The following is a 12,280-nucleotide window of genomic DNA, read 5'->3' as shown; positions in this document are numbered from 1 at the left end:
GGGTGGGGTCGTGGACCGGTCTCGGGCCGGGCCACGACCCCACCACGCTCCGGGGTCAGCCGGCGCGGCGCAGGCGGAGCGAGTTGCCGACGACGATGACGGACGACGCGGCCATGGCCGCACCGGCGATCATCGGGTTGAGCAGCCCGGCCGCGGCGAGCGGGATCGCCGCCACGTTGTAGGCGAACGCCCAGAACAGGTTCTGCTGGATGATCCGCAGGGTGCCGCGCGAGAGCCGGACGGCCGCGGGGGCGGAGCGGAGGTCGCCGCGCACGAGCGTGATGTCGCTCGCCTCGATCGCGACGTCCGTGCCGGTGCCCATGGCCAGGCCGAGGTCGGCGGTGGCGAGGGCGGCGGCGTCGTTCACGCCGTCGCCGACCATCGCGACGACCCGTCCCTCCGACCGCAGCCGTGCCACGACGGCGGCCTTGTCCTGCGGCAGCACGCGGGCGATGACGTCCTCGTCCGCGATGCCGACCTCGCGGGCGGCGACGCGGGCCGCGCCCTCGCCGTCGCCGGTGAGCAGCACGGGCCGCAGCCCGAGGTCGCGCAGCTCGCGCACGGCCTCGGCGGACGTCGCCTTCACCGGGTCGCGCAGCACGACCACGCCGCGGGCGGCGCCGTCCCACGCGACGACGACGGCGCTCGCCCCCGTCGCCTCGGCGTCGGCGAACGCGGCCGCGAGGTCGCCGTCGAGGGCGACGCCCTGGCCGGCCAGCCACGACGGCTGCCCGACGAGGACGCGGCGCGCGTTCAGCCCGCCGTCCGCGGCGAGCCCGGCGAGGCCGGAGTGCGCCCGCCGCACGACCGCCTCGACCCCGCCGCCCGGCGTGGCGCGGAAGTCGAACGCCTGGAGCGCGCCGATGCCGACGCCGTCGGCCCCCGCCCCCGCGGACCCGTCGGGCTCTGCGCCCGGCAGGCCCGGCGCCCGTCCTGACGGCTCCGCGGCCGCGGCCGCGACGGCGTGCGCGATGGGGTGCTCGCTCAGGGCCTCGACGGCGCCGGCGTACGCCAGCACCTCGCCCTCGCCGGCCGTGCCGGCGACGACGCGCTCCACCCGCATGCGGCCCTCGGTGACGGTGCCGGTCTTGTCGAGCACCACGGTGTCGACGCGGCGCGTGGACTCCAGGATCTCCGGCCCCTTGATGAGGATGCCGAGCTGCGCGCCGCGGCCCGTGCCGACCAGCAGGGCGGTGGGCGTGGCCAGCCCGAGGGCGCAGGGGCACGCGATGATCAGCACCGCGACGGCGGCGGTGAAGGCGAGCTGGAGGTCGGCGCCGGCCAGCAGCCAGCCGACGAGCGTGAGCACCGACAGGCCCAGCACCACCGGCACGAAGACGGCGGAGATGCGGTCGGCCAGCCGGGCCACGGGGGCCTTGCCGGTCTGCGCCTGCGACACGAGCCGCCCGATCTGCGCGAGCGTCGTCTCCTCGCCCACGCGGGTGGCGCGCACCAGCAGGTGGCCCGACGTGTTGACGGTCGCGCCGGTGACGACGTCCCCGGGGCCCACGTCCACGGGCACCGGCTCGCCGGTGAGCAGCGACGTGTCGACGGCGCTCGCGCCCTCGACCACCTCGCCGTCCGTGGCGACCTTCTCGCCCGGCCGCACGACGAACACGTCGCCGACGGCGAGGTCCGCCACCGCCACGCGCTCGGTGCGGCGGCTGCCGTCGGGCCCGGTCAGCGGTGTACCGCCCGGGCCGAGGAGCACGCGCTCGGCGTCCTTGGCGCCCAGCTCCAGCAGGGACCGCAGGGCGTCGCCGGCGCGGCGGCGGGAGCGGTGCTCGGCGTAGCGGCCGGCGAGCAGGAACGTCGTGACGACGGCCGCCACCTCGAAGTAGAGCTCGGGCGTGCCGCCGGACTCCGACGGGATCAGCGACGGCCGCATGGACATGCCGAGCTCGCCCGCGCCGCCGAGCGTCAGCGCCCACAGCGACCACAGGGTCGCCGCGATCACGCCGAGCGAGACCAGCGTGTCCATCGTCGACGCGCCGTGCCTGGCGGCCCGCGCCGCGGCCGTGTGGAACGGCCACGCGCCCCACGTCACGACCGGCAGCGCGGCGAGGGCCACGACCCACTGCCAGCCGGTGAACTGGAGCGCGGGGACCATCGACAGCGCCACCACGGGCACGGTGAGGACGGCAGACGCGACCAGCCGGCGGCGCAGGTCCGTGCCGCGCTCGTCCGCCGGGGCGGCGGGCGGCGTCCCGGGCGCCGGGTGCTCCGTGGTCGGCGGCGCGGGGGCCGGGGCCGCAGGGGCCGGCACCGCGGGCGCCGGGGTGGTGCGGGCGGCCTTCGGGGCGACGTCGCGGCGCGCGGTGACGCGGGCGCCGTAGCCGGCCTTCTCGACGGCCTCGACCAGCGTGGCGTCGTCGACGGCCGCGGTGAGCTCGACGTGCGCGCTCTCGAGCGGCAGGTTCACGGTGGCGGTCACGCCGTCGACGCGGTTGAGCCGCTTCTCGACGCGCGCCACGCACGAGGCGCAGGTCATGCCCTCGATGGCGAGGTCGATCTCGAGGACGGGGACCGGCGGGGGACCGGTGACGCCCGGGGACGTCTCGGTGGGGGTGCTCATGAGGGGTGACTCCCTGAGGTGCTGGGTCGGAGGTCACCCGCGACGACCCGGGGTGGCGGGGTCGCGGTGGGGGCGCCGGTCGGGTCGACGACGGCGCGGCGCGGAGGGCCTGGGTCGCTGCGGCCCGACGGGGGCGGGCGGGCGACGGTTCGGCAGGCGGTCCGCGGGGGTGGCTCCCGGGAGCCGGGGACTCAGGCGCGCGGGGGCACGGCCAGGTCGTAGGTCTTCGTCGCCGGCTCGGCGGCGGCCTCGGCGGTGCCGCAGCCGCAGGCGCAGTTGTGCGCCTCCTGGCGGGCGGGCGCCTGCGCGGCCTGCTGGGCGGCGACGGCGTCGGCCAGGACGGCGAACGACGCCACCTCGTACCCGGCCTCGTCGACGGCCTCGCGCAGCACGGCCTCGTCGAGCGGGGCGTCGGAGAACACGGCGACCTCGGACGTGCCGCCGACGTGCAGCTCGACGCTGACGTCCTCGACGCCGGCCACGGCCGACAGGTCCTTGGTGACGTGCGCGACGCAGTTGCCGCAGGTCATGCCGGTGACGCCCAGGGTGGTGACGGTGCTCATCGGTGCTCCTTCAGTGGGGGATCGGTCAGCTGCGGACGAGGCGGCCGATGGCGTCGGCGGCCTCCTTGACCTTCGCGGCGCCCTCGGCCTCGGACGCCCGGGCGGCGTCGACGACGCAGTGGCCCAGGTGGTCCTCCACGAGGCCGATGGAGACGGCCTGCAGCGCCTTGGTCACGGCGGAGACCTGGGTGAGGATGTCGATGCAGTAGACGTCCTCGTCGATCATGCGCGCGATGCCGCGCACCTGGCCCTCGATGCGGCGCATCCGCTTGAGGTACGCCTCCTTGTCCGAGGCGTAGCCGTGCGGACCGTCGTGCTGGTGTCCGCCGTCGGGCGTGAGGTCGGGGAGGGGTGCGCCGGTGTCGGTCATGGCTCCACCATACCCCTAGGGGGTACCGTGTCAAGCGCCCGCCGGCTCCCCCGAGCCTGCAGCGCCGTCTGCCCCTACTCTCGCCATGAAGGGGCGGAGGCGGCATGAGCACTGCGATCCGGCGGGCGGCTGCGGCCCTGGGTGCGCTCGCGCTGGCCTTCGTGACGCTCACGCTGCCCGCGGCCACGCCGGCCGCGGCGGCTCCCACGCAGCCGTTCACGGTCAAGTTCTCGACCAATGCCAACGGCGCGCTCACGACCGTCGGCAACAACCTGCTGACCTGCAGCGCGTCGTCGTCCTGCACGAGCGCGCAGAACGGCGCGGCGGCGGACAACAACGGCTTCACGATGACCCAGCTGGACGCCGACGGCGTGGGCGGCACGACCAACTCCTCGGCGTCCCGCCTCGACCTGCCCGAGGGCGCGACCGTGCTGTGGGCCGGCCTGTACTGGGGCGCCCGCCTGGACGCCGGGTCGGGCGGCCAGAGCGCGTCCGCGAGCGCGATCGGCACGATGTCGCTGCGCGCGCCGGGGGACGCCGGCTACCGCACCGTCGCGGCGTCGACGGCGGCCCACGACCAGTTCGGCCCCAACTCCTCGAGCTACGGCGCGTACCAGCGGTTCGCGGACGTCACGGCGATCGTCAGGTCCGCGGGCAACGGGAGCTACTGGGGCGCGAACGTCGCCGCCGCGACCGGCCAGGACCGGTACGCGGGCTGGGCGCTCACCGTCGCGTACTCGGCCCCCGGGCTGCCGCTGCGCAACCTCACGGTGTTCGACGGGTTCGACGTCGTGAGCAACAAGAGCCCCCAGTCGGTGCAGGTCTCGGGGTTCCTCGCGCCGCGGTCGGGCACGGTCGACGCCCAGCTGACGATGCTGGCGTACGAGGGCGACCTGGCGCAGACGGGCGACTACACGAGGCTCGACAGCACCCAGCTGGCGACGGCGGCGTCGCCGGGCGCGAACTTCTTCGACTCCACCAACGACACGAACGGGTCGTCGGTCGCCACCCGTACGCCCGCGCACCGCAACATGCTCGGGTTCGACGTGAAGAACCTCGGCGCCTCGGGGGTGATCGCGAACGGTGCCACGAGCGCGACCTTCACGTTCTCCAGCAACGGCGACGTCTACTACCCCGGGGTGGTAGGCCTGGCGATCAACCTCTACGCCCCCGACTTCACGGCGTCGGCGAAGACGGTGGTGAACCTCAGCGGGCACAGCCCCGCCCGGCCGGGCGACACGCTGGAGTACACGGTCCACTACTCCAACACGGGGCAGGACCCGGCCGTCGAGGCCGTGTCGGAGGACGACCTGCCGCCCGGCACGACCTACGTGCCCGGGTCGCTGCGCTACGTCGCGTCGCCGGTGTCGCCGCCGGGCGAGCTCACCGACGGCGCGGGCGACGACCGCGGTGAGGTCGACGGGCGGACGGTGCGCGTCCGCGTGGGCACGGGCGCGACGGCGTCGGCCGGGGGCACGGTCGACATCGGGGCGGCGCCCGCGTACTCGTTCCAGGTGACGCTCGACGACGCCGCGGGCGGGACGACGGTCACGAACCTGGCCAACCTCGACTACGCGACGGCGACCACCGGCACGGCGGCGCGCTACACGACCCAGCCCGCGAGCGTCACGGTGGCGCGGCAGGCCGACGTGTCCGTCGCCAAGACGATGTCCCCCGACCCGGCGGCGGTCGGGCAGGACGTGACCGCGACGCTCGCCGTCCGCAACGACGGGCCGAACACGGCGTCGGACGTCACGGTCACGGACCCGCTGCCCGCAGGCTGGACCGGGGTGACCGCGACCGCCACGGCCGGGACGTGCACGGTGGACGACGGCACGGTGACCTGCGCGCTCGGCGACCTCGCCGACGGCGCGACCGCCACCGTGACCCTCAGCGGCGGGACCGGGTCCGGCTCGGCCGCGACGTCGCTGACGAACGTCGCGACGGTGAGCACGTCGTCGCTGGACCCGGCGCCCGCGAACAACGTCTCCGGCGCCACCGTCACGCTCGCGCGCCGGGCCGACCTGTCGATCACGAAGACGGCGGCGCCGGCCACGGCCGTCCCGGGCGCGGAGGTGACCTGGACCCTCCGGGTGACGAACGCCGGGCCCTCCGACGCGCGCGGCGTGCGGGTCGTCGACACCCTCGACGACGCGGGCCGCGCCACCCTCTCCGCGGCGACGATCACGTCCGCGGACGGCACGGCCCCCGCGTGCGAGGACCCGACCGGCCGCGGGGTGAGCTGCACCGTGGACGAGCTCCCGGCGGGCGCGACCGCGACGGTGACGGTCACGGGGACGCTCGCCACGGACCTGGCGGCGGGGACGACCGTGGGCAACACGGCGACCGTCGCGTCGGGGACCCCCGACGCGTCCTCGGCCGACAACACCGCGCAGGCGACGGTGACGGCCGCCGCCCCCGAGGCCGACGTCCGCGTCACCAAGTCCGGCCCCGCCGACGTGGTGGCCGGCACGAGCATCGCGTGGACGGTGACGGCCACGAACCACGGCCCGTCGGACGCGGCCGGTGTCGTGGTCACGGACACCGTCCCCGACGGCGTCACCGGGATCGGGGCGACGACGTCCCGCGGCGACGCGTGCACGGTCGAGGAGCAGGTCGTCACGTGCCCGGTCGGCGCGCTGCCGTCCGCCGGCGCGGGCACGGCGGGAGCCGCGGTGACGATCACGGTGACCGGCCTCGTGGCGCCCGCGGCGACCGGCACGCTGCGGAACACGGCCACCGCGACGTCCACGTCCACGGACCCGGCGGGCGGGAACGACACGGCGACGGCCGACACCGCCGTCCGCGCCGAGTACGACCTCGCCGTGACCAAGACGGCCAACCGTACGACGCTGCCGGCCGAGGCGCCGCGACCGGTCGACTACCGCATCACGGTCACCAACAACGGGCCGTCGGCGGCGCGCGACGTCGACGTGACGGACGCCCTGCCGGACGCGCTGGACCTGCGGGGCGCGGACCCCGTCACCGGCTGCGCGGCGGACCTCACCGCGGCCGGGTTCACGTGCACCCTGCCCGGCCCGCTCGCGCCCGGCGACGCCGCCGTCGTCACCGTGGCGATGCAGGCGGACGAGGTGCTCGCGGGCGGCCCCGACGTCGTGCAGGCGGTGACGATCGACGCGGCGGGGGACACCGACCCGTCGAACGACGAGGCGTCCTGGACGCTGAGCGGCCTCCCGTTCGTGGACCTGTCGCTCGCCAAGGCGGCGGACGCCACGGTGACGGCGGGCGGGACCGCCGCGTACGACCTCGTCGTGACCAACACGAACGACCCCGACGACGTCACCGAGAACCTCGCCGCCCTCCGTCCGGTCCTCACGGACACGCTGCCCGCCGGCGTGAGCTTCGTGAGCGCGCAGGTCACGTCGGGCGGCGGGCAGACGGTCGCGTGCGACACCAGCGGGCAGACCCTCACCTGCCGGCTCGGGGCCAACCTCGACGCCGCGGCGTCGGTCACGGTGGAGGTCACGGTGGACGTCGCCCCGGACGTCGCCGCCGGGACCGCGCTCGTGAACACGGCCACGGTCGTCACGGGGAACATGGAGACCAACCCCGACAACAACCTGGCGAACAACACCGCGCAGGCCACGAGCACGGTCGCCGCCGAGGCGGACGTCACCGTCACCGGCCTCACCCTCGAGCCCGTCGACCCCGACGCGACCGGCCCCGGCACCCACCGACGGGTGCACCTCACCGTCTCCAACGACGGGCCGTCGGTCGCCCGCGACGTGACGCTGCGCATCGAGCGGGCCGAGGACGGCATCCTCGTGGACACCGGGACGCTGCCCACCGACTGCACCGCGACGGCGCGGGAGATCGTCTGCACGCTCGACGGTCGGGACCTCGCCCCCGGCGAGTCGGTCGACATCGACTACGTCCTCGAGGTCGCGAGCTACGTCGACCCGGGGACCTACCTGAAGACGGCGCAGGCCTCGAGCTCCACGCCGGACGCCGACCTCACGAACAACACCCAGCAGGCGTCGACGGTGGTCGGCCCCGCCGTCACCGACCTGGCCGTGACGAAGTCGGCGACCGGCACCGTGCCCAACCCGGACGAGGCCGCCGACCCGCACGACGCCTTCGTGGCCGGCGGGCCGTTCACCTATCGCATCGCGGTCGCCGTGCCCGAGGCCACCACGCCGGGCGCCGGGTACGCGGACGCGCAGGACGTCGTCGTCGAGGACCTGCTGCCGCTCGGCCTCGTCGCGACCGGGGCCTCGACGGGGAGCGGCACGTGCACGATCACCCCCGAGGCCGAACCGGGCGGGGGAGTGCGCAGCGCGCTGTCGTGCTCGCTCGGCACGGTGCACGGCTGGTCGGGCACGACGCAGCCCGCCCCCGTCGTGATCACCGTGCACGGCACGCTCGACCCCGACGCCAACGACCTCAACGGGGGCGACCGGTTCGCCGAGCAGGTGCCGAACACGGCCACGGCCACCACCGGCACCCCGCTGGCAGGCGGCGCGACGAGCGTGCAGGACGACGTCGCCGTCGACGTCGTCGAGATCGCGGACCTCCACCTGGTCAAGACGCCCGACACGGCCTCCGTCAACGCGGGCGGCACCGTCGGCTACACCCTCACCGTCGTGAACTCCGGGGCGTCGGGCGTGGAGCACGCCGTCGTCACCGACTCCCTGCCGGCCGGGTTCACGCTCGTGGCCGCGCAGTCGGACTGCACGCCCCCGCAGACGACGCCGGTGGACGAGACCCAGGCGCAGCCGCAGGTGCCCGACGGGCCCGGGCAGGAGGTCGCGTGCCGCGTGGGCGCGGTCCCGGCCGGAGGCTCCGTCACGATCCACGTGGTGGCCTCGACGCCGGACACCCTCGCGGCGGGCACGGCGACCAACACCGCCACGGTCGGGATCCTCGCCCACGAGGCGGCGCCGGACGACAACACCGCCACCGCCGACGTCGACGTGCGGCGCGTGACCAACCTCGGCATCTCGGCCTCCGCGAGCACGCTGACCCCGGCGGCGGGCCAGGACGTGACCTTCACCGGGTTCGCCGTGAACAACGGCCCGTCCACGGCCGACGGGACGAACGGCGACACCGTCTTCCCGCCCGGGTTCGTGCCGTACGCCGACAGCGTCGACGTCCCGTTCAACGACTGCACCTGGAACCGCACGCCGCCCGACGACCCCACCACGGCGTCCTGGGAGGACTTCCGGTACGTGCTGCACTGCGAGCCCGTCACGCCGGGAGCGCGGTGGGAGGCCGGAGGCGCGACCACGAACGTCGTGACGACGTACGTGCCCGGCGACACGCCGGCCGGCAGCTACTCCGGCCGCGCGGTGATCCGCTCGGACACGCCGGAGACCACCGAGGAGGACAACGAGGCGGCGCTGACGTTGACCGTCCAGCACGTGTCGGACACCAGCCTCGTCAAGGACCTCGTGGAGCCGCACCCGATGGTCGCCGGCAGCCCCGCCACCTGGCGGCTCACCGTGCGCAACGCCGGCCCGTCCGTCGCCGACGACGTCGTCGTCTCGGACACCGTGCCCGGCGGCATGACCTACGTGTCCGCGCAGCGCGAGGACGGCGTCGACTGCCCCGTCCCGGAGACGCACGACCTCGCGAACGGCGACACCGAGACGATCGTGCGCTGCGCGGTGGGGCGGCTCGCCGTCGGGGAGACGGCGTCCGCGGTCGTGACGTTCGACGTCGCCGCCGGCACGGCGGGGGAGACCCTGTGCAATGCGGCCCTGGTCGGCTCCGGCTCCCTCGACCCGGCCGCCGTGGACAACGAGGGCGAGAGCTGCAACGAGATCGCCGCCCCGCCTTCCACCGACGTCTCCCTGGCGCTGTCGCCGCCCACGCAGACCCACCTGTCCGGCGAGCGCGCGGAGCTCACCGCGACCGTGCGCAACGAGGGGCCCGAGGACGCCACCGACGTCGTCGCCGTGCTCGACGTGCCGCCGGGGCTCACGGACTACAGCGGGGTCGCGGTGTCCTGGCCGGCCGGGAGGCCGCAGCCGCCCGACGGCGTGGTCGGCTCGCTGACGTTCGACGTCGGCGACCTCGCTCCGGGAGAGCAGGTCGTGTACCGCGTCGTGGGGACCACCACCGGCAGCCCCGGCGACGTGCTGCCCGTGGAGGGCGTCGTCACCCACGGCGAGGCGGACGCCGTGGTGCCCAACGACACCGACCGGGCACGGATCCTCATCGTGGGGCCGGACACGTCGCCCAGCCCGTCGCCGACCCCGTCGCCGAGCGTGACGCCGAGCCCGACGTCGAGCGGCCCCGCAGTCCCGCCGGGCCCGGGCGCGCCCGACGCGACGCCCGGTCCGGGCGCTCCGCCGGGGACGTCCGGTCCGCTGCCGGTCACGGGCGCGCAGGTGGTCGGGTGGGCGGTCGCGGCGCTGGTCGTGACGGCCGTCGGGCTCGGGCTGCTCGCCGCCGCGCGCCGTCGCCGGCAGGACTGACCGCGCCCGGGAGGCGCGGCCCGGTCACGGCGGCCGGCTCAGCCGATGCGGAAGGGCGCGGCCAGCAGGTCGTCACGACGCGAGCTGGGGCCGACGAGCAGCTCGAACTCGCCGGGCTCGACGACGCGGCGGCCGTCGGCGTCGACGATGGTGCAGGCGGCGGCGGGCACCTCGACCTCGACGACGACGCTCTCGCCGGGCGCCAGCGGCACGCGGCGGAAGGTCTTCAGCTCGCGGTCCGCCCAGGTCACCGAGGTGACGCGGTCGCTCACGTACACCTGCACGGTCTCGACGGCGGGGCGGCTGCCCGTGTTCGCCACCGTGACGCGGCCGCGCACGACGCCGTCGGCCGCGACGTCGGCGGCGTCCAGCTCGAGCCCGGAGTACGTGACGGTCGTGTACGACCGGCCCTCGCCGAAGACGTACGGCGGGCGCTGCGTGAGGTCGGCGTACCGGGTGCCGTGCTGGCCGCGCACCTGGTGGTAGAACACCGGCTGCTGGCCGGCGTGCAGGGCGTACGAGAGCGGCAGGCGGCCGGTCGGCTCGATCAGCCCGAGCAGCAGCTCGGCCACGGCCCGGCCGCCGCGCATGCCCGGGTTGGCGGCGTGCACGAGGGCGGCGGCGCGGCCCACGGCCGCGGGCAGCACGTGCGGCTTGGACGCGACCAGCACGACGACGACGGGCGTGCCCGTCGCCACCAGCCGCTCCAGCAGCTCCACCTGGCCGCCCTGCAGCTCCAGGGTCGCGGTGGACTTGCCCTCGCCGGCCAGCGCGACCTCGTCGCCCAGCACGGCGACGACGACGTCCGCGGCGCGCGCCGCGTCCTCCGCCTCGGCGAGCAGGGCGGGGTCGGACGGCGCGGGCAGCGCGGCCGGCGGCCGGGGCTGCCCGTCGGGGTAGTGCGTGCCGTCCGGGTCGGGGCCCAGCTCCACGACGTCCGCGCCGCGGGCGTACGTGACCTCCCACGAGTCCGGCGCGACGGCGCGCAGGCCGTCCAGCACCGTCTCCGTCAGCTCGCGCGGGTGCCCGTCGCGGATCCAGCTCACCTGGCCCGACGCGCCGGCCCAGTCGCCGAGCTGCGCGTGCGGGTCGTCGGCGTTCGGCCCGACGACGGCGACGCGGTGCGGGCGGGCGGGGTCGAGCGGCAGGGTGCCGTCGTTCTCCAGCAGCACGAGGGAGCCGCGCGCGACGTCGAGGGCGAGGTCGCGGTGCTCGGCCGAGCCGACGACGGCCTCGATGCGCTCGGCGACCGGCGCGCGCGGGTCCTCGAACAGGCCGAGGTCCACCTTGAGGCGCAGGATGCGCCGCACCGCGTCGTCGATCCGCGCCACGTCGATCCGGCCGTCGGCGACGGCCTCCTGCGCGCCCTCGAAGAACTTGGGCGTCGCCATGACGACGTCGTTCCCGGCGCCGACGGCGGCCGCGGACGCGTGGGCGTGGTCGGGGCTGACGAACTGCTCCCACACCATGCGGCCGACGTTGTCCCAGTCGGTGACGAGGGTGCCGTCGAAGCCCCACTCGTCCTTGAGCACGCCCTGCAGCAGCCAGCGGCTCGTCGTGATGGGCACGCCGTCGATGGCCTGGTAGCCGATCATCACGGTGCGCACGCCCTCGCGGACGACGCGCTCGAACGGCGGCAGGAACCACGAGCGCAGCTTGCGGGGCGTGAGGTCGGCCTCGGTGGCGTCGCGGCCGCCCTGCGTCTCGGAGTAGCCGGCGAAGTGCTTCGCGGTGGCGAGCACCGCCGTCGGGTCCGTGAGCCCGTCGCCCTGGTAGCCGCGCACCATCGCGGCGCCCATCTCGCCGATGAGGAACGGGTCCTCGCCGAACGTCTCGTTGACGCGGCCCCAGCGCAGGTCGCGCGTCGCGCACAGCACGGGGGAGAACGTCCAGTGCAGGCCCGTCGCGGCGGCCTCGACCGCCGTCGCCCGCGCCCCGCGCTCCACGAGGTCCAGGTCCCACGTGGCCGCCATCCCCAGCTGGCTGGGGAAGACCGTCGCGCCGGGGAAGAAGCCGTGCCCGTGGATCGCGTCGTCCGCCACCAGCAGCGGGACGCCGAGGCGGGTGCCGCGCGCGAGCTCGATCGCCTCCACCACCCGCTGGGGCGAGGCGTGCAGGATCGAGCCGGCCAGCCGGCCCACGACGATGTCCTCGAGGTCGTCCATCGCGTTGAGCTGCAGCATCTGCCCCACCTTCTCGGGCAGGGTCATGCGGCTCAGCAGGTCCTCGACCCGCTCGGCCGGGGACAGGGACGGGTCGAGGTAGGGCAGGTCGGTCATGGGTTCACGGTCCTCGATCGGTGCAGAACCCGCGAGATCGAGGTACCCGCGTC

General features: G+C 75.8%; 5 protein-coding genes. 1 reads left to right on the top strand and 4 read right to left on the bottom strand.

Annotated elements, in window-relative coordinates:
• Positions 1–55: 55 nt before the first annotated feature.
• The 3 genes from ACFU9A_RS00320 to ACFU9A_RS00310 form a co-directional block, all read right to left on the bottom strand.
• Positions 56–2,575 carry a heavy metal translocating P-type ATPase gene (locus ACFU9A_RS00320; RefSeq protein WP_430573264.1) on the bottom strand — a complete coding sequence of 840 codons (2,520 nt, stop codon included), beginning with the start codon at positions 2,573–2,575 and terminating at the stop codon, positions 56–58.
• Between the two features lie 191 nt (positions 2,576–2,766).
• Positions 2,767–3,138, bottom strand: a complete 372-nt coding sequence (locus ACFU9A_RS00315; protein WP_430573263.1) for a heavy-metal-associated domain-containing protein — start codon at positions 3,136–3,138, stop codon at positions 2,767–2,769.
• Between the two features lie 25 nt (positions 3,139–3,163).
• Positions 3,164–3,508, bottom strand: a complete 345-nt coding sequence (locus tag ACFU9A_RS00310; RefSeq protein WP_430573262.1) for a metal-sensitive transcriptional regulator — start codon at positions 3,506–3,508, stop codon at positions 3,164–3,166.
• Positions 3,509–3,612: 104 nt separating this feature from the next.
• On the opposite strand from ACFU9A_RS00310, the gene ACFU9A_RS00305 reads away from it, so the two are divergent.
• Positions 3,613–9,948 carry a hypothetical protein gene (locus ACFU9A_RS00305; RefSeq protein ID WP_430573261.1) on the top strand — a complete coding sequence of 2,112 codons (6,336 nt, stop codon included), beginning with the start codon at positions 3,613–3,615 and terminating at the stop codon, positions 9,946–9,948.
• A gap of 38 nt (positions 9,949–9,986) precedes the next feature.
• Here the strand turns inward: ACFU9A_RS00305 and ACFU9A_RS00300 are convergent, their stop codons facing one another.
• The gene (locus ACFU9A_RS00300; RefSeq protein ID WP_430573260.1) at positions 9,987–12,227 is read right to left on the bottom strand and encodes a glycoside hydrolase family 3 N-terminal domain-containing protein; all 2,241 of its coding nucleotides are present in this window, start codon (positions 12,225–12,227) and stop codon (positions 9,987–9,989) included.
• Positions 12,228–12,280 lie beyond the last annotated feature (53 nt).

It is taken from the genome of Isoptericola sp. NPDC057653 (assembly GCF_042799955.1).
Lineage (GTDB): Bacteria > Actinomycetota > Actinomycetes > Actinomycetales > Cellulomonadaceae > Isoptericola.
This window is presented reverse-complemented; position numbering and strand designations above follow the sequence as displayed.